This window comes from Natronospirillum sp., from assembly GCF_022565775.1.
Lineage (GTDB): Bacteria > Pseudomonadota > Gammaproteobacteria > Pseudomonadales > Natronospirillaceae > Natronospirillum.
The window spans coordinates 1-22,817 of record NZ_JAIUMC010000012.1; the positions used below are offsets into that span (position 1 = coordinate 1).

A 22,817-nucleotide genomic window follows, 5' to 3' on the forward strand; every position below is an offset into this window, starting at 1 on the left:
CGATGGCTTTCTCGATGGTGTCCTTCTTCATGTTGGCGGTCAGCGCCTTGTCCATGACCGAGCGCAGCGCCGGATTGTCTTCCGGATTCGGGCCGCCATTGCGCGCCGCCACCACGATCTCGCGGATGATCTTGGTAAATACCTTGCCCCGTTTGGCATCCTGCGCCGCCTTGCGGTGCTTGATGTTGGCCCACTTGGAATGACCTGCCATAAGGTGCGTCTCCCCTGAGATTAGGTGATCAGCTCTCGCTGACCGGTTTGCGAATACGGATATTCAGATCACGCAGTTGCTCGTTGGTCACCTCGCCCGGTGCCTGGGTCATCAGACACGAGGCCGACTGGGTTTTCGGGAAGGCAATGACTTCGCGAATGCTGTCGGCACCGGTCATCAGCATGATCAGACGATCGTAACCGAAGGCCAGACCACCGTGCGGCGGGCAACCGTACTTGAGGGCATCGAGCAGAAAGCCGAATTTCTCGCGCTGCTCTTCATGACTGATCTGCAGCACGTCGAACACGGCTTCCTGCATCACCGGATCGTGGATACGAATCGACCCGCCACCCAGTTCGACCCCGTTCAGGATCATGTCGTAGGCTCGGCTCAGCGCGCCAGCCGGGTTGGCCTTGAGTTCTTCCGGGGAGCAGGACGGCGCCGTGAACGGGTGGTGCAAAGCCGCCAGTCTGCCGTCATCATCTTCCTCGAACATCGGGAAATCGACCACCCACAGCGGCGCCCACTCGCGCGTATAGAGGTTCAGGTCTTCGCCCATTCGGCAGCGCAGGTTGCCCAGCGCGTCATTGACGATGCGTGCCTTGTCGGCGCCGAAGAAGATCAGGTCGCCGTCTTCGGCCTGCAGGCGATCCAGCAACTGGGCGCGTACGCTTTCCGGCAGGAACTTGACGATGGGCGATTGCAGACCGTTTTCCAGATCCGACTTGTCGTTGACCTTGATGTAGGCCAGACCCTTGGCACCGAAGATGCCGACATACTTGGTGTAGTCGTCTATCTGCTTGCGCGTCAGGCTGTTGCCGCCGGGTACTTTCAGTGCGGCGACCCGGCCTTTCTCGTCTTTCGCCGGACCGGCAAACACCTTGAATTCGACCTCGGTCATCAGGTCGTCGACCGTGACCAGCTCGAGCGGGATACGCAGATCCGGCTTGTCGACACCATAGCGCTCCATGGCCTCGGCAAAGGTCATGTGCGGCAGCTCACCCAGATCGACATCCAGCACGGCCTTGAAGGTCTGGCGAATCATGCCCTCGGTGACGGCAATGATGTCCTTTTCCTCGACAAACGAGGCCTCGATATCGATCTGCGTGAATTCCGGCTGCCGGTCGGCGCGCAGGTCTTCATCCCGGAAGCACTTGGCAATCTGGAAGTACTTGTCGAAACCGGACACCATCAGCAACTGCTTGAACAACTGGGGTGACTGCGGCAGCGCGAAAAAGCGCCCTTCGTGCGTACGGCTGGGCACCAGATAGTCCCGCGCGCCTTCCGGCGTGGCCCGGTTCAGAATCGGCGTTTCGATTTCCAGATAGCCCTGATCGTCCAGATACCGGCGCAGCGCCTGCGAAATGCGGCTGCGCAAAATCAGCTTTTCCTGCATTTCCGGGCGACGCAGATCGATGTAACGGTATTTCAGGCGTACGTCTTCACCCACATCCGAGTACTGATCGAGCGGGAACGGAGGCGTCGCCGCCGCATTCAGCACCTCGATGCCGGTGCCGAGCACCTCGATCGAGCCGGTGGGCAGGTCCTGATTGACTGTGCCCTCGGGCCGGGCCCGCACACGACCGGTGATTTTCAGTACAAATTCGCTGCGCACCCGGTCGGCGGTTTCAAAGTTGGCGGCATCATCCGGGTCGAACACCACCTGCACCAGACCTTCGCGGTCGCGCATATCGAGAAAAATGACCCCACCGTGATCCCGGCGGCGATGTACCCAGCCGCAAAGCGTGACGGTTTCATCGATATGTGAACTGCGCAGTTCACCACAGTAATGAGTTCGCATAGTATTCTGTCCAAGGCCGCGATCAGGTAAATTTTGAGGTGAGCGATTATACCGACTTTTTGCTGTAACTTAAGGCGCCGCGGCATAATTTCCTTGCGGCGCGCCAACCCGGACACTGGAATCCGTATGCGAACCCGAACCCTTTTGCCCCGGTTACTGCTGCTCGCAGCGCTGTGCGTGCTGGCTGCGCCCCTGCTGGCACAATCGGCAACCACTCAGGAAAGGCCTGAAGAAGGGTTGCTCGACGCCCTGTCGGACGCCATGGCGGAAGAGTCCGGCTTCGAGGACCGCTTTGATGCCCAGGTCTGGATGGTCGACATGTCAGCCCGCATCGAGCGCTTCATGCCGGATGAGCGTGAACGCATGGAATTTCTGCGCCTGATGCACCGGGAAGCCCGGCGCGCAGACCTTGACCCGCAACTGGTGCTGGCCGTCATTCATGTGGAAAGCCTGTTTGACCGCTTTGCCCTATCCCACGCCGGGGCCCGAGGCATCATGCAGGTCATGCCTTTCTGGAAAAACGAGATCGGCCGGCCCGACGACAACCTGTTCGATCTCGAAACCAATCTGCGCTACGGCACCACCATTCTGGCCTACTATCTCGACATGGAGAACGGAGACGAAGTCGGGGGCCTGGGCCGCTACAATGGCAGCTACGGCCAGACCTGGTACCCGGAGCGGGTGTTCAACGCCTATCAGGCCCGCTACATGCTGAACCGTTAGCCGAGCCTTATGGCTTGTCCGGCCGGTCGAAGACAGTCGGATCGAGCAGATTGTGCCGCCCCAGGTTGGTAAGCAGTCGCTCACCGCAGAGTGCCATGGTGGTATCCAGCTCCTTGTGCATGATGTTCAGCACATCCGACACGCCTGCCTTGCCGGCGGCCCCCAGACCATAGAGAAACGGGCGGCCGATATAGGTGCCCTTGGCACCGAGACACACCGCCTTAAGCACATCCTGCCCCGAACGGATGCCGCCATCGACGTGAACCTCGATGTCATCGCCCACGGCGTCGAGTATGGCCGGCAGCATCGCGATGCTGGACGGTGCTCCGTCCAGTTGTCGACCGCCGTGATTCGAAACAATAAGGGCATCGGCGCCACTTTTGGCAGCCAGCTTGGCGTCCTCGGGGTCCAGAATACCCTTGATGATCAGCTTGCCGCCCCAGCGCTCGCGAATCCAGTCCAGGTCGCTCCAGGACAGATGCGGATCGAACTGCTCGGCCGTCCAGGCGCCCAGTGACGACAGATCGGACACACCGGAAACATGGCCGATGATATTGCCGAAACCACGCCGCTTTGTGCCCAGCATCTTCAGGCACCAGCGCGGCCTGGTCGCCAGTTGCAGCAGGCTGTTCAGCGTCATTTTCGGCGGCGCACTCAGGCCATTGCGCAGATCCTTGTGCCGCTGACCCAGAATCTGCAGGTCCAGTGTGACCATCAAGGCACTGCAGCCGGCCGCCTTGGCGCGGTCGATCAGGCGCCCGATAAAGTCCCGGTCGCGCATCACATACAACTGAAACCAGAAGGGTTTCTGGGTGTGGGCGGCCACATCCTCGATGGAACAGATGCTCATCGTGGACAGCGTGAACGGCACGCCGAACTGCTCTGCCGCCTGGGCGGCGAGTATTTCGCCATCCGGGTGTTGCATGCCGGTGAGCCCGGTAGGCGCCAGAGCCACCGGCATGGCCACCTGCTGGCCGATCATGGTGGTCTCCGTCGACCGATTGGTCATGTCCACCGCCACCCGCTGCCGCAACTGGATCTGCTGAAAATCGGATTCATTGCGGCGATAGGTCGACTCGGTCCAGGAGCCCGAGTCGGCGTAATCGAAAAACATGCGTGGCACGCGCTTCTGCGCGAGTCGCTTGTAGTCACTGACATCACAGGGTTGTGGCATGACGATCCTTGAACTGGCTGATCATGGTTGTTTGGAGGGCTTGAATGTACCCCAGATCGAGTCCTCGATACCAGCGTCGGCAAGTGGGTGGGTTTCCACCCACCCTGCGCGAGCAGATTGGGTGAATGTTCACCCACGCAGACTCGCCGGACTCACCCAACCCCCCGATATGCGGGGCTTTCAGCCGGCCCGCAAGAGTGGCATGCCAATTGCGACATACCCGATGGGTACGCACGGAAGTGCTCTGATTGATGACCCAACACAACAACTACAATGACGGAGATTGCTATGCATTCCATACTGCGCAAGGTTGCCTTTGCTGCAACTGCTTCTACTCTGCTGGCCGGCGCGGCTCTGGCGGATCGCTCGGACTGGCCCAGTGAAATCACGGTAGGTACTGCCAGTCAGGGTGGCGCCTACTTCGTGTACGGCAACGGCCTGGCCAATTTTATCGGTGAAGAGCTGGGTATCGGCGCCAGTGGCGAAGTGACCGGCGGCCCGGTACAGAACGTCACCCTGGTACAGTTGGGAGACCACGATCTCGGCCTGATCACCATGGGACCGGCTTTCACCGCCCTGCAGGGCGAGAGCGAGCTGGCCCCGGGCCTGGAACACACCGAGATCCGCGCTCTGTTCCCCATGTATCAGACGCCTTTCCAGGTGGTAACGCTGTCCCGCTCCGGGCTCGAAACGGTCAGTGACCTCGACGGTCGCCGGGTCAATGTAGGCCCTGCCGGTGGTACACCGGGCACCTACTGGCCCCAGTTTCTGAATACTTTGGGAGTGAACGCCAGCGTCTCCAATGCCGGGGCGTCCGATGCAGCCGGCCAGTTGGGGGATGGCCTGATTGATGCCTTCGCATTTGCTGCCGGCATTCCGACGGCTGCCTTCAGCCAGTTGGCCGCTGAAGGCAACGTGAACATTTTCGGCTTCACGGAAGATGAACTGAGCACCATTCTGGACAACCATCCGGAAGTGGCGCACTTCGTCATGGAAGCCGGCACCTACTCCGGTCAGGACGAAGACATTGACTCTGTCGCCATGTGGAACTTTGCAGTCGCCCATGAGGACATGCCGGAAAGTCTGGCTTATGAGATCACCAAACTGGTCATGGAAAACAATGACCGCATGATGCAGATCCACTCTGCCGCGCGTGAAACGCTGAAAGAGCACGTCGACAAGAACGGCTTCCTGCCCTTCCATCCGGGCGCTGTGCGTTATTTCGAAGAACAGGGCATCGAGATTCCGGACGACCTGCGCGGTTGATCCTGGCTACCCTGTAGTGGTCGGGGCGCCAGCCCCGACCACTTGTCCCTTTCCTCGTTTTACCGATCGGAGAGCCTGCCATGTCTGTGGCCAATGACCCGTCCCCCGAAACCGGAACAAAAAATATTGCGGCCGGGGTCGACGCCGAGAATATCGCCAGCAACCAGCGTGTGATCAGTGGCGCACTGGGCGTAGCCCTCAGCATTCTTTGTGCGGCCTACACTCTGTTCCATGTCTGGTCGATGAATTTCTATCCCCTGGAGCCCTGGATCTATCGCATCAGCCACGTCGGCGGTGGCCTGGCGCTGGGGTTCCTGCTTTACTCCGCGCATCTGCTGACAGATGACGCTCCGGCCTACAACGAACGCAAGCTGCCGGCCTGGATCGCGCTGGCGCTGGGCTCTGCCGGCATATTGTATGGTCTGCTTTGCATGTTCACACTGTGGATCAGCACCGGTGGCCAGAGTGGCATGGGTGCACCTCAACCCCCAGCGTTTGTGCTGACCTTCGGTATACCCTTGCTGGCCGGCACGACAGTGACCGTGCTGACCGCCTGGCTGTTTCCGGCCAAGCGCCGCGGCCGCCTCGACCCGGCAGATGTCCTGCTGGCGCTGTCAGCCCTTGCTGTCGCCATGTACTTCATCTACTACGCCCCCATGTTGCGTTTGCGTGCCGGCACCGGCATGGCACTGCCTTCCGACATGTACGCCTCAATGGTGGGGGTCTTGCTGATCCTTGAGCTGACCCGCCGTCTGGCGGGCCTGGCACTGGTGATTATCGCGGCGGTTTTTGTGGCCTATGCCTTTATCGGCCCCTGGCTGCCCGGCATCCTGCAGCATCGCGGCTACTCGATGCAGCGTTTCTTTTCCTACATCTACACGGATAACGGCATTCTCGGGCCAACCACGGCCATATCGTCGACCTATATCATCCTGTTCATCACCTTCGCGGCCTTTTTGCAGGCCAGTCGTGTCGGCGAGTACTTTGTGAACTTCGCCTTTGCCGCCGCCGGGCACACCCGGGGCGGGCCAGCCAAGGTGGCCGTATTCGGTTCCGGGCTGATGGGTATGATCAATGGCACCAGCGCGGGCAATGTGGTGTCTACCGGGTCACTGACCATACCGTTGATGAAACGGGTCGGCTACAAACCCCAGACCTCCGCCGCCGTCGAGGCGGCGGCCTCGTCCGGCGGGCAGATACTGCCTCCGATCATGGGCGCCGGGGCCTTCATCATGGCCGAAATCACCGGCATCCGGTATACCGAGATAGTCGTCGCTGCCATCATTCCGGCCCTGCTGTATTTCCTGTCGGTCTACTTCATGGTCGACAAGGAAGCTCTGCGCAACAACATGAAAGGGCTGCCGCGCAGCGAGTTGCCGAAGTTCCGGGTACTGGCCAAGCAGGTCTACCTGTTTGCACCCATTGTGATTCTGATTGTCGCCCTGTTCATGGGCTACTCGGTCATCCGTGCGGGCACGCTGGCCATGGCCGCTGCCGCCATGGTGAGCTGGCTGACACCGTTCCGCATGGGTCCCAGGGCCATCTTCTACGCCTTCGAACTGGCGGCCCGCATGTCACTGCAACTGGTGGCCGTCTGTGCCGCCGCCGGCATCATTGTGGGTGTCATTGCGTTGACAGGGGTGGGCACGCGGTTTTCTTCCATGCTGCTCGCCATTGCTGCGCAGAACCAACTGCTGGCTCTGTTCTTCGCCATGTGCGTAGCCATCATTCTGGGCATGGGTATGCCGACCACTGCGGCCTATGCCGTGGCCGCGTCGGTAATTGCACCCGGCCTGATCCGCATGGGGATAGATCCGCTGACCGCGCACTTCTTCATCTTCTACTTTGCGGTCATGTCGGCCATCACGCCACCCGTGGCGCTGGCAGCATTCGCCGGGGCGGGTATTGCTCAGTCGGATCCGATGAAGACCAGTGTCGAAAGCTTCAAGATTGGTCTGGCGGCGTTCGTGGTGCCCTTCATGTTCTTCTATAATTCAGCGTTGCTGATGCAGGGTACCCCGCTGGAAATCATCCATGTGGTGCTGACCGCAGCACTGGGCATTTTCCTGCTCGCCTCGGCGGTGCAGGCGTGGTTCTTCGGCAGTATTGGCGTGATACTCAGACTCATCCTGCTGGTTGCAGCTCTGTTCATGATTCAGGGCGGTTGGATCTCTGATATCATCGGACTTGGCGCTGCCGCACTGGTGCTGGGGATCAAGAAAATGATACTGACGACTGACCGCGTCGCACGCGGATTGGATTGACATGACCGCCTCTGCAGAGGGCACTGCACCGGCCCAAAGGCCGGCGCGTGCTGCTGCATCCCGCCTGCGCATCCCGGGTCTGCGAATCTGGGTTGCAGGCGGTTTCCTGTTGATTGTCAGCCTGGCCTGGCTGCTCGGCACCTGGTTTGGCTACCATCAACTCGAGCGCCAAAGTCTTGAGGAATCATTTCGGTATAACCAACTGCTCGGCAACGAGCTGGACCGCTACAGGCCAATCCTCGAACTGATGGCAGAGCATCCGCTGATGGCCGAGGCGTTCGAGAACCCCGATGACGACGCCACGCTGCTGCGCGCCAATGAAGAGATGAAACGCATGGCCACCATCATCGACGGCTCGGACGTCTACCTGATGGATCGCACTGGCCTGACCATCGCCGCCAACAACTATGACCTGCCCTCCAGTTTCGTTGGTGGCAACTTCGGCTTTCGCCCCTACTTCATCGAGCCCATGACGACTGGCGCGTCCGGGCTCTATTTTGCGCTGGGCACTACCTCACTGGAACGTGGCCTTTATTTTTCGCACCCGGTAAAGAACCCCGCTGACCCGACAGAACGTATCGGTGTGATTGTGGTCAAGATTCTGGTGGAAGGCATCGAGCAGCAGTGGCAGCGCCCTTCCCCCTACTATGAGGCCGAAATGGTGGTTCAGGACGGCGACGGTATCGTCTTTCTGTCCAGCCAGTCTGACTGGCTCTATCGGGCCTTCGAACCCATTACGGCTGAGCGATTGGATGCCATCTATGCCAGCAGGCGCTATGCAAACCAGGCGATTCGGCGCATGCCCGTATCACACCTGGGTCGCCCCTGGGGGCTGTCGGACCAATCCGAGCGGATCCTGCTGGACCATAACGGCCAGGAGCGCCGCTTTCTCAGCGTGACCACCCCGCTGCCCCGGCTGGACTGGGACCTGCGGGTCATGGTGAGCACCCGACCGGTGCTGGGCACCCAGTTGCTGTTTCTGACCGGTGGTATAGTGATATTTTTGGGTCTGCTGCTGGCGTCCCTGTATCTGCGCGAGCGCTATCGGCGAGAGGCTGAACTCGCAGAACGGGGCGAGCAACTGGAAAAACGGGTGGCAGAGCGAACCTCGGACCTGGAGGCGTCCAACCGCCGCCTGCTGGGCGTGATTCGCGAACGTGAGCGGGCCCAGGAAGATTTGAAAGAAGCTCAGCAGGAACTGATTCAGGCAGCCAAGCTGGCGGTACTGGGACAGATGTCAGCCGGCCTGAATCACGAAATGAACCAGCCCCTGACGGCGATTCAGGCCTATGCCACCAACAGCCGCCGTTTTCTGGCCCGCGGGGAAACCGCCACGGTAGATGCCAACCTGCATGAAATCGGACAGCTCTGTCAGCGTATGGCCGACCTCACTCGCCAGTTCAAGGTGTTTTCCCGCAAGTCGGAAGGCAAGCCAAGCTCGGTTGATCTGCGTCAGCCCATCGCCGCTGCCTTGAAGATGCTGCATGCGCAGCAGTTGAAACCTGCGGGTCAGATACACTGGACCGCGCCCGGGACACCCATCTGGGTTCATGGTGACATGATCCGCATCGAGCAGGTGCTGATCAATCTGCTGAACAACGCGCTGCAGGCCGTAGAACCCCTGCCCGACGGACAGGTCAGCATTGACGTTGAACAGCAGGACGACTATTGGTATTGCCGGGTCACGGACAACGGCCCGGGTCTGCCAGCCGACTCCGAGCAGTTGTTTGAACCCTTTTACACCACCAAATCCATCAAGCAGGGGCTGGGCCTTGGCCTGTCGATATCGCGCCAGATTGTTGATGCTCTGGGCGGTCGACTGGGGGGCCGCAACAGGACTGACGGTCAGGGCGCAGAGTTCACCCTGATGCTGAAGGCCCGCTCTGCCCAGCCCGCAGTGACAGAAAGTGATGCCACCTTATGACGCAACCGGATGTGCTGTTTATTGATGATGAGGCCGATATTCGTCGGGTCATGCAACAGACCCTGGCGCTTGAAGGCCTGACCACCCAGTGCTATGCCGAGGGTCTGGCCGCGCTGCGCGCCCTGGGTCCGGACTTCTGCGGGGTTGTGCTGTGTGATTATCACATGCCGGCACTGGATGGCCTGGCTGTTATGGAACGCATCCTGGCGATTGACGACAGCATTCCGGTCATCATCCTGACCGGCCAGGGCGATATCAGCACAGCCGTCACCGCCATGCAGAAGGGCGCTTATGATTTTATCGAAAAGCCCTTCAATCATGATGAATTGATAGAGTTGCTGCGCAAGGCGCGGGAGAAGCGGCAACTGGCTCTGGAAAACCGCTATCTGAAGGGTCAGCTCAGCCAAGTGGGCCGCCCCGGGCCCAGACTGTTGGGTCAGTCTCCACCCATGCAGCGCCTGCTGGCGATGGTGGACTCGCTGGCGGACACCTCCGCCGACATTCTGCTGCATGGTGAAACCGGAGCCGGAAAGGACGCATTGGCGCGCTACATTCATGAGCGCAGCCAGCGCAGTGCTGCGCACTATGTCGCCATCAATTGCGGCGCAGTGCCGGACAACCTGATCGAAAGCGAGTTGTTCGGCCATGAATCCGGGGCCTTTACCGGTGCCGAGCGACGGCGCATCGGCAAGTTCGAGCATGCGCACCGGGGCACCCTCTTTCTCGACGAGGTCGAGAGCATGCCGCCCTCCTTGCAGGTCAAGCTGCTGCGGGTGCTCGAGGAGCGGACCGTCGAGCGGCTGGGCAGCAACCAGGCCATTCCCATTGATGTCCGTATCATAGCCGCCACCAAGGCTGACCTTCAGTCGCTCAGCCAGAGTGGTGAATTCCGGCCCGATCTCTACTACCGACTCAATGTACTGGAAGTGCGCATTCCGGCACTGCGTGAAAGACCGGATGACATTCCGCTGCTGTTTCAGCACTTTGCCCTGATTGCAGCAGAGCACCACGGCCGTGAGATCATTCCGCTGCAGCCCGAACAGGCCGCCTACCTGAAGCAGCAGGAGTGGCCGGGCAATGTGCGCGAACTGCGCAACCTGGCAGAACGCTATGTGCTGATGGGCCCGGCTGCACTGGACGCCAGTTGGGACATCGGCGTCGGGCACGGGGGAAGCAGCCTGGCGGAAACTGTGGAAATTTTCGAGCGCTCCCTGATTCAGGATGCTCTGCGGACCTGCAACGGCAGCATCAAGGACACAATGGAACGCCTGGGTCTGGCGCGCAAGACACTCTACGACAAGATGAAGAAGCACGGACTCGACAAATCCTACTACAAGGACTGACCGGTTCGGTTGTTCAGAGCAGCAACCACATCCAGAGCGGTATGACCAGAAACGCCAACAGCGACTGGGCGGTGATCAGATTGGCCATCAGGGGCGCATTGCCGCCCAGTTGACGCGCCAGAATGTAGGCCGACGTGGCGGTGGGCAGGCAACCCAGCAGTACCAGCACCTGCTGCATGACCGGATCCAGGCCAAGCAGCCGGGCAAACCCCCAGAGCAACAAGGGCATGGCCAGAAACTTGAGCAGACTGGCGGCCATTATCGGGCGCACATCGGTGCCCAGCGTGCGCGGGCTGAGCGCCACACCTACAGCCAAGAGCCCCAGCGGCAGTGCTGTCGCGCCCAGAAAGGACAAGGTATCGGCACTCCAGCCCGGCAGGCCGATACCGGTAAAGTTCAGCGTAAGGCCCAAAAGGCATCCCAGAATCAGCGGATTGGTACCCAGTTCGCGCAGCACGCGCGACCAGTCCAGCCCGGCCCGGCCATTGGCCAGCGAGAAGGCCAGTACACAGCCAATATTGACCAAAGGTATCTTGAGCCCCAGCGCAATGGCGGCAAAGGCCAGCCCGGTATCGCCAAAGAGGGCTCCCGCTGCAGCCAGGCCAATATAGGTATTGAACCGCACAGAGCCCTGATAGACGGAAGTCAGCGCCGCCGCATCAGCGGCCAGCCAGCGCCGGTTGATCAGCACCAGCAGGCTGACCACACCCAGAGCCAGCACCAGAGTCAGAGCGAGGGGTGGGAGGATCGACCAGGAATATTCCGTCAGCGCCAGGCGATGGATCAGCAGCGCCGGGAACAAGACATAGTAGGTGAGCCGTTCAATACCGGGCCAGTAGTCGCGGCCCGGGAAATCGAGTCGGTTCAGCACAGCGCCGAGCAGGATCAGAAGAAAAACCGGCCCCAGCGCTGCAGCAATCATGACCTGTGTACGGGTGCAATCAGGCCAGCGAGGCGACCCAGGGCAAAGAAGATGACCAGTCCCAGCAGCAGGTAGCCGGGCTGCATGGGTTCATCGCGCATCAGAATAGCGGCCACGGCAATGCCAGTCAGCAAGAGCAGCAGCCAGCAAAGACGCTTTTCCATCCCCTGGGCTTTGGGATACTGAGTGTCTTGTTTCATGGTTATTGCACTCTTGTTATTTCCGCATCGTCTGCCAGTTCATAATAGTCCCCTTTTTCATCGAGACAGATATGGTGCGACGTGCGCAGTCCGGTGGGGTTGTCCAGTGTACCGGTACCAATCGACCAGTTGTCCTGACCATCCTCCTGGTAGAAAAGACTGCTGCCACACTGGTTGCAGAAGGCACGCCGCGCAGTGTCGGATGAGCGAAACCAGCGCAGACCCTTGTTTTCCGTCAGTCTGATGTCGGCGCAAGCGGCCTGAGTGGCAGACCAGTAGTGGCCGCTTGTCTTGCGACAAATCAGGCAGTGACACCCGATCGAGGGCCGCAGGGGGCCATGCACCTCATAACGTACAGCGCCACAGAGGCAGGATCCGGTCTGCATAGGTCGACTCCAGTATACGGTGAGTCACAATAGCTCAGTCGGCGTGCAACAGGGCCAGTTGTGCGCCGGTCAGTTCCAGCAACACGGTGGGGGCCAGTTCAATCTCCAGCCCGCGTCGCCCGGCACTGACATAAATGGTATCAAACCCGGCTGCCGTTGCATCAAGGAAGGTGGGCAAGGTTTTCTTCTGCCCCAGCGGGCTGACGCCGCCGAGCACATAGCCGGTGCTGCGCTGTACCTCTCCCGGGTCTGCCATGGCGGCTTTTTTGACCTTTGCCGCACGCGCCAGTTGCTTGAGGCTCAAATCATGCGTGACCGGCACAACGGCCACAGCCAGCCCACCGGGTTCGAGACTGACCACCAGCGTCTTGAATACCCTGGACGGTTCAACCCCGAGTTTTTCCGCTGCTTCCAGGCCATAGCTCTGAGCATCAGCGTCATGGTTGTATTCATGAACATTGAAGCAGGCACCTGCCTGTTCAGCCATTCTGATTGCCGGGGTCATCCACCCATTCTCCGCATTCCACTACTCCGCAATTTTGCCTTACCCAGCACAAGGACGCTACTCCAGCCTGAAGTCATCCAGATAGATGACCCTGGGTTCCGGCAACTCGGTAGCGAACAGACCCAGTCGGCCGATCTGGTGCATGTCCATCTCGCGCTCAGTCGGCGCACTGCGCACCCGCTCAAGATCTATACGGTATTGGTTCCAGCCCGGTTCGGCCACCAGCCGGGTATTGAACCGATTGGCATAGGCATGAGCACCCCTGTCATGCGCCCAGTCATTGATGCGCAGGGTCAGATTCAGCGGCTCCTCATCCGGATTGAGTATGCGAAAAGTCAGTGCCTCATAGCCGCGCCAGTCGCGCGGCAAGCGCGCCAGCCCGACCCCTGAATAACGGGCTGTACTCAAAGACGCCCGCAACGCCGGGCCCTGTGAGCCCGACACGTCGCGGGCGGGCGTGATCGGGCCGCTCCAGTACTCCAGTTGCGCTGCCCGGCTCTGATCGTTCAGGGTCGGCAACTGGCGCTGCAATTGCCATTCCTCGGCGCCTGCAAGCACTACCTCTGACACCTGCAGCAACAGCAGCAACAGCACCAGCAGGCGAATCAGCGTCTGCAGCCAGCGCCGCAAGGGCAGGTTACCCGGCCAGAAAGCCAGCACACACCAGGCGCCGACCAGGTTGGCCCAGATATCGTCCCAAGAGAAAAATCGGCCAATTTGCCGCTGTATGGTTTCAATCAGAAAGCCCACCACCAACACCGTCAGGGTAATCACCAACCAGCGTCGCCAGGCCGGAGCACGCCAATGGCGCAGCCAGACCAGGGTGAGCAGCGCAAAATAGACCGGGTGTGCCAGGTTCCACAGGGCTTCATAAACCGGATTGGCAGCAGCCCCGGGCACTACGCGGGCTCCGGATTCCAGATTGCCGACAAAGAAAAACGGGGTCATGACCAACAGCGCCAGCAACCACAGCCAGCGCCAGCGAGCCAACCAGCGCGTCAGGCGGACCAGTGCATGCTCGAGAATCACGTCAACGCTCTCACCATGGCAACGCCACTCCATCCGCGCGCGGCTCGGTACCGGCGATATAGCTGCCCGTTGCCGTCTGCCGGAGAATGATCTGGCCCCGACCAAAGCTCAGGCTCTCGGTCTGCTTGTGCACCTCATGCCCGCGGCGCGCCAATGCCTGGGCCAGATGATCCGGGAAATGAGGCTCAACCAGAATGGTGCGTCCACCGACCCAGCGCCAGCGCGGCTGATCCAGCGCCGCCTGCGGATTCAAATGATCGTCCAGCATGGCACAGACCACCTGCACATGGCCCTGTGGTTGCATGTCGCCCCCCATCACCCCGAAAGGCCCCACAGGCTTGCCATTGCGGCTCAGAAATCCGGGGATGATGGTGTGATAGGGCCTGCGACCCGGCACCAGCGTATTGATGGCTTTCGGATCCAGCGAGAAGGACACACCCCGGTTTTGCAGACTGATGCCGGTACCCGGCACCACCATACCCGAACCGAAGCCTTCGTAATTGCTCTGGATGAAGGACACCATGTTGCCCTGCTCATCCGCCGTGGCCAGATAGACGGTGCCCCCCTGCGGGGGCTTGCCCCAATGCGGCTCGAGCGCGTCCTGACCGATCAGGCCGGCACGCTCTGCCAGATACGCCGGCGCCAGCAGTTCATCCGCCGACAACGGCATGGCAGTGGGCTCTGTAATGTAATGCAGCCCATCGCTGAACGCGAGCTTGACGGCTTCGATGCGCTGATGCAGGCCCTCTACCGGGTCCGACGGCGTCGCCGCCGAGAGCTGCTCCAGTATGCCCAGCGCCTGCAAGGCAATCAGACCCGAGCCATTGGGCGGTAGTTCCAGCACGGTATGATCACGATAGGCCTGTCCGATCGGGGTGACCCATTCCGGCTCGAAAGCGGCCAGATCGCTGGCGCGTAACAGGCCACCATGGCGTTGCATGAAGTCATCCATCTGTTGCGCCAGTTCACCCTGATAGAAATCCCGGCTCTTGCTCTCGGCGATCCGTGTCAGTGTCCGCGCCGTATCCGCCGAGCGCCACACGTCTCCCGTCAGCGGTGCCGCATGCCCCGGTGCAAAGTGTTCGAACCAGGGCGTGAATTCCGGGCGGTCATAGTGACCGTATTTGCTTACAGCCCGGGCCCAGAGCCGGCTGGTGACCGGCGAGACGGCAAACCCGTGCTGCGCCAGATCAATGGCCGGCTGCAGCAAGTCCGCAAAAGGCAGCTTGCCCAGACGAGCCGACAGGGCCGCCCAGGAAGCAGGTCCTCCCGGCACGGTAACGGGTAACAGGCCATGATCCGGTATGGTGTCATGGCCTTGCGCCCTGACAGCCTCTGGCGTCATGCCGGCCGGCGCCGGCCCGCTGCCGTTGAGGCCGTGCCATTCCCCGTTGACCCAGGCAATGGCAAAGACATCGCCACCGATACCATTGGAGGTGGGTTCGGTCACGGTCAGTGCGGCGGCAGTCGCAATGGCAGCGTCGATTGCATTGCCGCCAGCCTGCAGAATCTGCATCCCCGCCTTCGCAGCCTGGGGCTGTGAGGTCGCCACCATGCCTCGATGGCCCACCACCGGCATCCGACTGGAGGGATAGGGCAGAAAGTGCGGGTCGGTCATCATGGCAAAATTCCGGGCTGGAAAGTGAGCCCCGATCTTAACGACACTGGCTCCACCCTGCCAGCCGGGAAAACCCTCACGACCAGGTAATCATCCCGGGAAGACATTTTTGTTATCAAACCTTCATGAAATGTCCGCAATAGCGACACAAAGCTGAAGTACTGTTTCGACCATGCCCACACTGGAGCTGCCGCCATGATCCAACGTACCGTGCGCGCCGTTTTCATCTCGGATATTCATCTGGCCAACCCGAACAGCCAGGTTGACCTGCTCGCCGAGTTCCTCAAGACCACACAGATGGACACCCTCTACCTGCTGGGTGACATAGTCGACCTGTGGAAACTGAGCACCCGCCGTGGCCGCTGGCACAAGGACCATGAACGCATCCTGCAACTGATACTGGCCAAGGCAAAGGCCGGCACCCGGGTGGTGTATGTGCCGGGCAACCATGACCCCTTCTTCCGTCATTTCGCCAATACCTGCCTGGGTCCGATTGAGGTCCGGCAAGAAGCCATTCATACCGCCGCCAGTGGCGAGCGATACCTGCTGCTGCACGGCGATCGTTTCGATGAAGACATCTACTGCGGACGCTTCTGGTGGCATATTGGTGAGTGGTTGTATGAAGCCATAGTGACGCAAAACCGTCACATCAATCGAGTTCGCGCCCTGCTGGGTCGTCCCTACTGGTCATTGCCCGGCGCCCTGAAACTGCGCAGCAAAAAGGTACGGGCCTATATCGACAGTTTCGAAGAGAAAGTCATTGCCTTCGCCCGTGAACAAGGCGTGCAGGGCGTCGTCTGTGGCCATATCCATCAGAGCAAGCTGCGCATCACGGAAGACGGGTTCGTCTATGCCAACGACGGTGACTGGGTCGAGAGCTGTTCTGCGCTGCTGGAACATCCGGACGGCAGTCTGGAATTGATACAGGTCCCCCACACACAGGCGCAGCCGCGACAGCGTCTGCATCCGTCACCGGCGTGGAGCGGCCTGAAGGCGGAGTGATCATCAGGCTCGCAGGTCCGCCGGCGAGTCAGCACAGAATACCAGACCTTTGCAGCGGGAAACTGACCGCCACGGGTCAGTATCCCTGGCTGCTCAGAATCCGGTCCGGCTCGCCGTCTTCCGATGGCTGATAGGCCCACACCATGATGATGCGCGGCCCCTGGGTGGGCAATGCGAACGCCAGAGGATAGCTGCCATCACCTATGTGGCCCAAGAAGCTGCCGTTGTTCCAGCCATGATCAGGATGATAGCGCCGAACGATAATGTCCCTCTGGCTCAGGCTGCTGTGCTCGGTGTTCTGCCGGGAGACCAGTATCAGGGCCCCATCATCGCCCCAGCGTGCTTTCAGGCCTGTATTGCTGCCGTGTTGGTTGCGGCCGATGATGTCCGGTGACTGCCAGCCTTGCCCGGGCTCGTAACGTCTGGCGCGCAGCGTGGACGAACGGAAGCCTCCCGCCTGGGTCAGCAGCAGTGTTTCTCCCCCCGGCCCAAAGGTCAGGAGCGCATAGTTGTCGTGCTCATTGGACCCTGCCACCGTAACCTGTTCGGGCTGACCCCAGCCCATGTCGGGGTCACGCAAGGCAGACCACAGCACGGACTTGCCCAGATGCTCATCCCGTTCTTCCCAGACCAGGCCAGCCCTGCCGTCGTCCTCGAGCACGAGCGAGTGCATGTTGAAGGTTCCGACGCCACCCGACTCCCAGGTCAACATGCGACGGGCATCGGACCAGCCATCATCCTCCTGGTACTCCAGCAGCCACACTCCATGGTCCTCGTCGCCCCGTCGCTTGTGCCAGGTAAACAGAATACGACCCTGGTTGTTGGTTGTCAGACGGATTGACTCCAGATCAGCCGCCGAATGCGGCAGGGGGACGGTATCGGTAGACCAGCCGGTGTCCGGATCAAAGATCATGTAGTACCACTGTCGCACGCCGTCTTCATCGTTCTGCCTGAAGTGTCCGATAAAGCGGCCATCGCCCAGCGGTTCCGTCAGCATGGCACCGAAGCGGGTGGTCGACTCTTCACGCGGGCCGTCTCCCGCATCACTCCAGCCCTCTTCCGCCGAGTAGTAGCGGTACCGTTGATTGTAAATAAAGCTCCGATCCGCATCCGGGTCCGGATTGTCGCGCCTGATATCCCAGACCAGCAGCGCATTGCCCGCGTCATCAACATTGAATCGGGGAACAGAATGCCGCTCATCGGCCAGCTCGCTGACAACGTCGGGCTCCGACCAGCCAAGTACCGGATCATGATGCCGCAGATGAATGTCACTGGTCTCCTGGAACCGGGATTCTGTCCAGGCCATCATGCCGACACCATCGCGATTCAGTTCCACTCTGCTCGACACTGGATAGAAGTCGGACGGGTCCAGGTCGTCGGGGACAAAGGCCGGCGCCAGCAGCTCCGCTTCTGACCAGGCAATATCGCGGGTCCGGAACGTCCAGCGAAGATGGTCATCCAGTCCGTACCCGGCTTCCGATTTCAGATCCCGATGCACAACAGCGTCATAATCGGTCAGCAGTTGCAGTGTTTCATCCAGCACCAGCTTCAGCTCATGGCCATCGTCCTGCAGGCTGACATCACCATAGAGCCGGTCGCCGCTGTCCGTTTCAACCCAGAAAACCGTCTCCGTTATCGCACCCGCATCCAGAGCCTGATTGAATCGGGCAACAAGCGGCTCCCGAGCACCCAGACTCTGTCCGGCCTCGGGACTGGTCCACTCCAGAACCAGGTCATCCGTTCCGGTTTCATTGGGTTCAGGTTCGTTCTCGGCGGCATTGTCAGTGCTGTCATATCCGCTGCTGCCGCTGCTGCTGTCACTGTTGCAGCCAGCCAGCAACGTCAGACAGAGCAGACCAGCCAGAAGTGTTCGATGGGTTGTCCATTGCATGACGGGGTTCCTTGTCCTTGTCTCAATCAAACACTCGGGTTCTGATCCGAGCCTTGAGGTCATCGATGATTCCAAATTCCAGCAGGCCCGAATGACCCTGGGTGCCGGTAAAGTAATACAGGTCGGGGACCCTGGGGCTGGGGCCCGAAAGTTCGTACTCAAGCAGCTCCTCTTGCAGAGGCAGATTGAGGCTGTCGCTGTGCCGGGCCACCAGCACAGAGTGCGGGTTGTCGTTGTTCCATGGGTCGTATCGCCATATGCCAATGGGCAGGCCATCGGCGCCCTGAACCCACTGCGCCAGTGCATAGTTGTTGTCACCATTGGGCAGGTGAATCGTGTCTCGGCGCACAAGCTCGCCCTGCTGGTCCGTTCTGGCGCGACTGCGATTGGAGTTCAGATAAAGATCACGATAGCCCTCGGGCGATACGAAAAATGCAACGGCATCCCGATCAAGCCGGCCGCTGACGCCTGAGTTGGAGCCAATCCAGAAGGGGGCCGCCAGCGGCTCCTGGCCTCTGAACCATTGCCCATCGGGGCGGCGACCAAAGGGCGAGCCCTCATCCACGGACCACACCACCAGCCAGTCATCGCCTTCCGTAAAGGCGGCGACCAATTGCACATCCTCGGTGTCTTCCACTACACGGACAGGGTCCTGCAGGCTGTTGTCATCCATCAGTACCGCCTGATAGACCTGCTTCAACGACGACACCGTCGTTTCCCAGACCAGAATCCGGGTCCCGCCATCGGTGAGCAGCAGTTCATAGGCATCGATCAAGCTGTCCTGACCGGTACCGAACTGAATGGGGTGCTCCCACTCTCCGTCTTCCAAAGCGGTAACATGGACCTGATCCTGGTACAGCCAGTGAACAACCGGGGCCCCATCGGGCCGGACAATAACGCGAGGCTCCTGAGCTCGCGAACCCAGCCCAAGGTGAACCGGCTCTTCCCAGCCGGTCTGGTAGTGGAAACTCGCCGCCTTGACCTGATGACTTCCGCCATGGCCTTCATGCCAGACCGCTATTGCCTGCTGGTCATTCAGCCAGGTCAGGGACAGCGCATCCGCGCGCATGATCCAGGGTGTACTGAGTGCCTGGGGATACCGCCAACCATCACCAGGCCGATAGTGGGAGGCCATCAGCGCCGATTGTTCGTCATCACGCTGAAACCAGCCGATCAGGACATCGCCCTGGGGACCGACACGGGTGACCAGATACGAAAAGTCGGTTGGCATGTCGATCAACTGATAGGGACCCACCAGGGTTTCCCAGTCGTGCCAGTGGCCCTCACGGACCTTGAAGTCCGCCTGCTGCGGATTGTCCAGGGGCGCTCCGGATTCATCCTGTACCGAGTCCGACCAGGACAATTCATACTGAGCGCCAAGCGCCAGCGCCCGAGCGGGATGGAAATGTGCCTGCTTCTGGTCGGGCAGCCACTCAAGACTGCCTTCAACCGGGTTGCCGTTCTCGTCCTTCAGTTGAAAGGCACCTTCCAGCGTGAGCGGGTCTACAGCCTGATTGAACCGTGCGACCATCACCATACTGGGTACAATGTCGGCTTCACCGAGGGCGGGGGTCAGTTCGGTGATGGCAAAGGGCTCAGGCTGAGCATCCGTCTCCTTGTCTTCCGACCCACTGCTGTCCGACGAGTCAGACCCACTGCTTCCTGAACAGGCGGTCAGTGCCAGGCACAAGCCCAGCGACACCACCCAACGCCACTGCTGTTGCATCAGTATTTCATCCTTGTTCAGTATCCGCGACGGAGCGAATGCCAGCCGACTCCCTGCTGCCGCGTGCCGGTCTGCCCAGCGAAAATGTAATCGATTTCAAAGAGGATGAAAGGTAAGGAATGTCCAGTGGATGGTCAACACTAAAGAGCCATCTCTGATGCCTTTTATGGCGAATTCAGTGCTGTTATGTGACCCCTGTCACAGTTCGATAGAACCTTAGTCCTGACTCAGATCGACCCATTGCCGGTCTGCGCGCTGGATAAAGTCGGATCGGTCAGCCTGCCATCGGGTCTGAATACTCGGACTGAAGTTGAGATACAGCCTGCCCTCCACGATATCGAAGGCTTCCGGGTCATACCCGCGAATAGCCACATTGCTGAACAGACCGGTATAGATGGGGCCCGCCGCATAGCTGAAGGATGAGAGGCCCAGCAGAGCCAGCGCCAGCTTGAGACGATTGAACATGGTGACCATTGCTCCGTATAGTGTCTACTGGTCCATTCAGACTGTTCACCAAGCGCAAAGTTCCAGCCTGAAGCATGATCCAATAGGCACCGTCACAGCAGCAGGAGTAGCCCATGAACCACTGGATTTTCGGCTATGGCAGCTTGATCTGCCCCGACAGCCGCGCCCGAACCGGCCTGACAGGTGCCGCCCTGCCAGTTGTCGTCAAGGGGTTCGAGCGCCATTGGTCGGTGGCTGTCAATTATGCGGAGCTCACGGTGTTGGGCATCCGCACGGCCGCACCGGAAGCCGAGGTGGGCGGCGTTCTTTTCGCCCTGGATGATGATGCCTTCAGTCACTTTGATGCGCGGGAAGTGGAGTACGAGCGGGTGCAACTGTCGGCGGATCAGGTCAGGCCGCTGGCTTCGGAGAGACCACTGCCGAACGGAGACATCTGGGTTTATATACCACCGGCCAGACACAGCCCGCACCCCATTGCCCAGAGCTACCTGGATGTGGCGCTGCGCGGCTGTCTGACCATCAGCGAGGCCTTTGCGGAACATTTTCTGCAACATACCCACAGTTGGAAACCCAGGCTGAATGACCGCAACCAGCCGCTCTACCCCAGACCGCTGAAACCGGAACACCAGACCGTTCTGCCGGACATCGACCACCTGCTGGCCCGCTACCCGGTGTCATCATCTATACTGGCAGACAGCTAATCGACCAGCCCAAGTGGCAAAAGATAGGAAGTGCATCATGCGAGAAGACGCCATTTTTCTGCATCAGTTTATCGATTCCTACCCGGACTGGCCCGTCGAAGGCACCACCTTCCGTGACCTGACTCGGCTGTACCAGTCCGCGTCGGCGCTGCACCGCGTCGTCTCGACCCTGAAGGGCCGGTATATCGAAGCCGGATTGACCCATATTGCCGCCATAGAGGCGCGTGGGTTTATCGTCGGCGGCATGCTAGCAGCCAGCCTCAACCTGCCGCTGATACTGATCCGCAAGGGTGACAAACTGGCTGGCAGCCCGCTGCAGCAGCAGGTCGAGATGTCCTACGGCACGCGGCAGATGCAGTTGCGGCGCGATGCCTGCAGCAAGGGCTCGAAGGTGGTCATTTTCGATGATCTGGTAGCGACCGGCGGCTCGGTCATTGGCGCCAGCACGCTGCTGAAGGAACTGGGAGCAGAGATTCATGAAATCGCCACCGTCGCCGAGATCCCGGACGAGGGGTGTCGCGGTCTGATTGGCAGTTCGAATATCAGCCTGTTTTCGTTGGTGGCTTTCGAAAATCGTTAAGGGGCTCAACTTGACTGCCAACCCCCTCAAGTGCTAGAACGCAGCGCCATAAACCGCCATGCACAGTGGACCCTTCGATGACGACCCTGACTGACGCGCCCGCCGCCACAGCGGAGAAAAAAGCCCGCACCGAGTTCAACAAACTGCAGAAACGCCTGCGGCGGGAAGCCGGGCGCGCCATCGAAGACTATCGCATGATAGAAGACGGCGACCGCATCATGGTGTGCCTGTCGGGCGGCAAGGACTCCTACACCATGCTGGAGATTCTGCGCAGCCTGCAAAAGAGCGCGCCGATCAGCTTCGAGCTGGTGGCGGTCAACCTGGACCAGAAGCAACCGGGTTTCCCGGAACATATCCTGCCCGAGTATCTGCAGCATCAGGGGGTGCCCTATCACATCCTCGAGCGCGATACCTATTCCATCGTCAAGGAGGTGGTGCCCGAGGGCAAAACCACCTGCGGCATTTGTTCTCGCCTGCGTCGCGGTACACTCTATGCCTTTGCCGACCGTATCGGCTGCAACAAGGTGGCGCTGGGTCATCATCGGGACGATATTCTGGAAACCTTTTTCCTCAATCTGTTTTTTGGTGGCAAGCTGAAGGCCATGCCCCCCAAGCTGCTGGCCGACAGTGGCACCAATGTACTGATCCGCCCTCTGGCCTATTGTCGTGAAGCGGATATTCAGGCGTTCGCCGATCACCACCAGTTCCCGATCATTCCGTGCAACCTGTGCGGTTCGCAGGAGAACCTGCAGCGCCAGACCATCAAACAGATGCTGCAGCAATGGGATCGGGACCATCCCGGTCGCTCGGAAATCATGTTCCGGGCCCTGCAGAATGTGGCGCCTTCACAGCTCGCAGACGGCAACCTGTTCGACTTCCAAAGCCTGCAGGCCGCTGCCATTCCGCTGACCCCGGCAGGCGAAGACAGTGACATGAGCCCGATGGCGAACACCCGTGTCAACACCTGGACGCCCCAATAGAGAGCTATTGAATGTCTCGGGTAAATTTCAAGCCCGTACCACTTTTCGGGTGACAGTTCTCCAAATTGGTCTATGCTGAACTGAGCACTTCACATGGTTTTATTGA

At 60.2% G+C, this 22,817-nt stretch carries 20 protein-coding genes and 1 pseudogene; 9 read left to right on the forward strand and 12 right to left on the reverse strand.

The annotated features are described in order from the left end of the window. Nucleotides 1-211, reverse strand: a pseudogene (locus tag LAT62_RS04435) (YebC/PmpR family DNA-binding transcriptional regulator); the annotation flags it as partial. 28 nt (nucleotides 212-239) lie between these two features. Further along, the gene (gene aspS, locus LAT62_RS04440; protein ID WP_293379570.1) at nucleotides 240-2,012 is read right to left on the reverse strand and encodes an aspartate--tRNA ligase; all 1,773 of its coding nucleotides are present in this window, start codon (nucleotides 2,010-2,012) and stop codon (nucleotides 240-242) included. 126 nt (nucleotides 2,013-2,138) lie between these two features. Here aspS and LAT62_RS04445 point away from each other — a divergent pair, with 126 nt between their 5' ends. Then, complete coding sequence (locus LAT62_RS04445; RefSeq protein ID WP_293379573.1) at nucleotides 2,139-2,735, forward strand: lytic transglycosylase domain-containing protein; 597 nt, start codon at nucleotides 2,139-2,141, stop codon at nucleotides 2,733-2,735. Nucleotides 2,736-2,742: 7 nt separating this feature from the next. Here the strand turns inward: LAT62_RS04445 and LAT62_RS04450 are convergent, their stop codons facing one another. Next, nucleotides 2,743-3,909: an alpha-hydroxy acid oxidase gene (locus LAT62_RS04450; protein WP_293379575.1), complete on the reverse strand. Its 1,167-nt coding sequence runs from the start codon at nucleotides 3,907-3,909 to the stop codon at nucleotides 2,743-2,745. A 288-nt stretch (nucleotides 3,910-4,197) separates the two neighbouring features. On the opposite strand from LAT62_RS04450, the gene LAT62_RS04455 reads away from it, so the two are divergent. The 4 genes from LAT62_RS04455 to LAT62_RS04470 all read left to right on the forward strand — a co-directional run bounded on the left by LAT62_RS04455 (nucleotide 4,198) and on the right by LAT62_RS04470 (nucleotide 10,706). After that, nucleotides 4,198-5,175, forward strand: coding sequence for a TAXI family TRAP transporter solute-binding subunit (locus LAT62_RS04455; RefSeq protein WP_293379577.1), 978 nt, complete (start codon nucleotides 4,198-4,200; stop codon nucleotides 5,173-5,175). A gap of 80 nt (nucleotides 5,176-5,255) precedes the next feature. Next, nucleotides 5,256-7,439 (forward strand): TRAP transporter permease, encoded by a 2,184-nt coding sequence (locus tag LAT62_RS04460; protein ID WP_293379579.1) that lies wholly within the window; start codon nucleotides 5,256-5,258, stop codon nucleotides 7,437-7,439. Between the two features lies 1 nt (nucleotide 7,440). After that, nucleotides 7,441-9,363, forward strand: a complete 1,923-nt coding sequence (locus LAT62_RS04465; protein ID WP_293379581.1) for an ATP-binding protein — start codon at nucleotides 7,441-7,443, stop codon at nucleotides 9,361-9,363. Continuing rightward, nucleotides 9,360-10,706 carry a sigma-54 dependent transcriptional regulator gene (locus LAT62_RS04470; RefSeq protein WP_293379583.1) on the forward strand — a complete coding sequence of 449 codons (1,347 nt, stop codon included), beginning with the start codon at nucleotides 9,360-9,362 and terminating at the stop codon, nucleotides 10,704-10,706. Before LAT62_RS04465 ends, LAT62_RS04470 begins: the two co-directional genes overlap by 4 nt. Before the next feature lie 13 nt (nucleotides 10,707-10,719). On the opposite strand, the gene LAT62_RS04475 is transcribed toward LAT62_RS04470, so the two are convergent. Genes LAT62_RS04475 through LAT62_RS04500 form a run of 6 tightly spaced genes read right to left on the reverse strand, consistent with a single transcriptional unit; the run spans nucleotide 10,720 to nucleotide 15,369 of the window. Then, nucleotides 10,720-11,628 carry an AEC family transporter gene (locus LAT62_RS04475; RefSeq protein WP_293379585.1) on the reverse strand — a complete coding sequence of 303 codons (909 nt, stop codon included), beginning with the start codon at nucleotides 11,626-11,628 and terminating at the stop codon, nucleotides 10,720-10,722. Then, nucleotides 11,625-11,828, reverse strand: a complete 204-nt coding sequence (locus LAT62_RS04480) for a hypothetical protein (RefSeq protein WP_293379587.1) — start codon at nucleotides 11,826-11,828, stop codon at nucleotides 11,625-11,627. The genes LAT62_RS04475 and LAT62_RS04480 overlap by 4 nt, the downstream gene beginning before the upstream one ends. Nucleotides 11,829-11,830: 2 nt before the next feature. Then, nucleotides 11,831-12,214 carry a GFA family protein gene (locus LAT62_RS04485; RefSeq protein WP_293379589.1) on the reverse strand — a complete coding sequence of 128 codons (384 nt, stop codon included), beginning with the start codon at nucleotides 12,212-12,214 and terminating at the stop codon, nucleotides 11,831-11,833. Nucleotides 12,215-12,248: 34 nt separating this feature from the next. Beyond that, on the reverse strand, nucleotides 12,249-12,719 hold the full coding sequence (ybaK, locus tag LAT62_RS04490) for a Cys-tRNA(Pro) deacylase (RefSeq protein ID WP_293379591.1): 471 nt from the start codon (nucleotides 12,717-12,719) through the stop codon (nucleotides 12,249-12,251). Nucleotides 12,720-12,776: 57 nt separating this feature from the next. Continuing rightward, entirely contained in the window at nucleotides 12,777-13,781 is a 1,005-nt protein-coding gene (locus LAT62_RS04495) for a VanZ family protein (protein ID WP_293379593.1), read from the reverse strand. Continuing rightward, nucleotides 13,759-15,369 carry a gamma-glutamyltransferase family protein gene (locus LAT62_RS04500; RefSeq protein ID WP_293379595.1) on the reverse strand — a complete coding sequence of 537 codons (1,611 nt, stop codon included), beginning with the start codon at nucleotides 15,367-15,369 and terminating at the stop codon, nucleotides 13,759-13,761. Before LAT62_RS04500 ends, LAT62_RS04495 begins: the two co-directional genes overlap by 23 nt. Before the next feature lie 192 nt (nucleotides 15,370-15,561). Between LAT62_RS04500 and LAT62_RS04505 the strand changes: the two genes are divergently transcribed. Continuing rightward, on the forward strand, nucleotides 15,562-16,368 hold the full coding sequence (locus LAT62_RS04505; RefSeq protein WP_293379597.1) for a UDP-2,3-diacylglucosamine diphosphatase: 807 nt from the start codon (nucleotides 15,562-15,564) through the stop codon (nucleotides 16,366-16,368). 76 nt (nucleotides 16,369-16,444) lie between these two features. Here LAT62_RS04505 and LAT62_RS04510 read toward each other — a convergent pair whose 3' ends face one another. The 3 genes from LAT62_RS04510 to LAT62_RS04520 all read right to left on the reverse strand — a co-directional run bounded on the left by LAT62_RS04510 (nucleotide 16,445) and on the right by LAT62_RS04520 (nucleotide 20,450). After that, nucleotides 16,445-18,259, reverse strand: a complete 1,815-nt coding sequence (locus LAT62_RS04510; protein WP_293379599.1) for an Ig-like domain-containing protein — start codon at nucleotides 18,257-18,259, stop codon at nucleotides 16,445-16,447. Nucleotides 18,260-18,281: 22 nt separating this feature from the next. Next, nucleotides 18,282-19,985, reverse strand: coding sequence for an Ig-like domain-containing protein (locus LAT62_RS04515; RefSeq protein ID WP_293379601.1), 1,704 nt, complete (start codon nucleotides 19,983-19,985; stop codon nucleotides 18,282-18,284). A 216-nt stretch (nucleotides 19,986-20,201) separates the two neighbouring features. Further along, entirely contained in the window at nucleotides 20,202-20,450 is a 249-nt protein-coding gene (locus tag LAT62_RS04520) for a hypothetical protein (RefSeq protein ID WP_293379603.1), read from the reverse strand. Between the two features lie 113 nt (nucleotides 20,451-20,563). Here LAT62_RS04520 and LAT62_RS04525 point away from each other — a divergent pair, with 113 nt between their 5' ends. The 3 genes from LAT62_RS04525 (at nucleotide 20,564) to ttcA (ending at nucleotide 22,711) form a co-directional block, all read left to right on the forward strand. Next, entirely contained in the window at nucleotides 20,564-21,151 is a 588-nt protein-coding gene (locus LAT62_RS04525) for a gamma-glutamylcyclotransferase family protein (protein WP_293379605.1), read from the forward strand. Between the two features lie 37 nt (nucleotides 21,152-21,188). Further along, nucleotides 21,189-21,731 carry an adenine phosphoribosyltransferase gene (locus LAT62_RS04530; RefSeq protein WP_293379607.1) on the forward strand — a complete coding sequence of 181 codons (543 nt, stop codon included), beginning with the start codon at nucleotides 21,189-21,191 and terminating at the stop codon, nucleotides 21,729-21,731. Nucleotides 21,732-21,808: 77 nt separating this feature from the next. Continuing rightward, entirely contained in the window at nucleotides 21,809-22,711 is a 903-nt protein-coding gene (gene ttcA / locus LAT62_RS04535; RefSeq protein WP_293379609.1) for a tRNA 2-thiocytidine(32) synthetase TtcA, read from the forward strand. The last annotated feature ends 106 nt before the right edge of the window (nucleotides 22,712-22,817 follow it).

Coding starts and splice junctions, on each gene's coding strand:
- aspS (WP_293379570.1), bottom strand. CDS start 2,012: ATGCGAACTCATTACTGTGGTGAACTGCGCAGTTCACATATCGATGAA.
- LAT62_RS04445 (WP_293379573.1), top strand. CDS start 2,139: ATGCGAACCCGAACCCTTTTGCCCCGGTTACTGCTGCTCGCAGCGCTG.
- LAT62_RS04450 (WP_293379575.1), bottom strand. CDS start 3,909: ATGCCACAACCCTGTGATGTCAGTGACTACAAGCGACTCGCGCAGAAG.
- LAT62_RS04455 (WP_293379577.1), top strand. CDS start 4,198: ATGCATTCCATACTGCGCAAGGTTGCCTTTGCTGCAACTGCTTCTACT.
- LAT62_RS04460 (WP_293379579.1), top strand. CDS start 5,256: ATGTCTGTGGCCAATGACCCGTCCCCCGAAACCGGAACAAAAAATATT.
- LAT62_RS04465 (WP_293379581.1), top strand. CDS start 7,441: ATGACCGCCTCTGCAGAGGGCACTGCACCGGCCCAAAGGCCGGCGCGT.
- LAT62_RS04470 (WP_293379583.1), top strand. CDS start 9,360: ATGACGCAACCGGATGTGCTGTTTATTGATGATGAGGCCGATATTCGT.
- LAT62_RS04475 (WP_293379585.1), bottom strand. CDS start 11,628: ATGATTGCTGCAGCGCTGGGGCCGGTTTTTCTTCTGATCCTGCTCGGC.
- LAT62_RS04480 (WP_293379587.1), bottom strand. CDS start 11,828: ATGAAACAAGACACTCAGTATCCCAAAGCCCAGGGGATGGAAAAGCGT.
- LAT62_RS04485 (WP_293379589.1), bottom strand. CDS start 12,214: ATGCAGACCGGATCCTGCCTCTGTGGCGCTGTACGTTATGAGGTGCAT.
- ybaK (WP_293379591.1), bottom strand. CDS start 12,719: ATGACCCCGGCAATCAGAATGGCTGAACAGGCAGGTGCCTGCTTCAAT.
- LAT62_RS04495 (WP_293379593.1), bottom strand. CDS start 13,781: ATGGAGTGGCGTTGCCATGGTGAGAGCGTTGACGTGATTCTCGAGCAT.
- LAT62_RS04500 (WP_293379595.1), bottom strand. CDS start 15,369: ATGATGACCGACCCGCACTTTCTGCCCTATCCCTCCAGTCGGATGCCG.
- LAT62_RS04505 (WP_293379597.1), top strand. CDS start 15,562: ATGATCCAACGTACCGTGCGCGCCGTTTTCATCTCGGATATTCATCTG.
- LAT62_RS04510 (WP_293379599.1), bottom strand. CDS start 18,259: ATGCAATGGACAACCCATCGAACACTTCTGGCTGGTCTGCTCTGTCTG.
- LAT62_RS04515 (WP_293379601.1), bottom strand. CDS start 19,985: ATGCAACAGCAGTGGCGTTGGGTGGTGTCGCTGGGCTTGTGCCTGGCA.
- LAT62_RS04520 (WP_293379603.1), bottom strand. CDS start 20,450: ATGTTCAATCGTCTCAAGCTGGCGCTGGCTCTGCTGGGCCTCTCATCC.
- LAT62_RS04525 (WP_293379605.1), top strand. CDS start 20,564: ATGAACCACTGGATTTTCGGCTATGGCAGCTTGATCTGCCCCGACAGC.
- LAT62_RS04530 (WP_293379607.1), top strand. CDS start 21,189: ATGCGAGAAGACGCCATTTTTCTGCATCAGTTTATCGATTCCTACCCG.
- ttcA (WP_293379609.1), top strand. CDS start 21,809: ATGACGACCCTGACTGACGCGCCCGCCGCCACAGCGGAGAAAAAAGCC.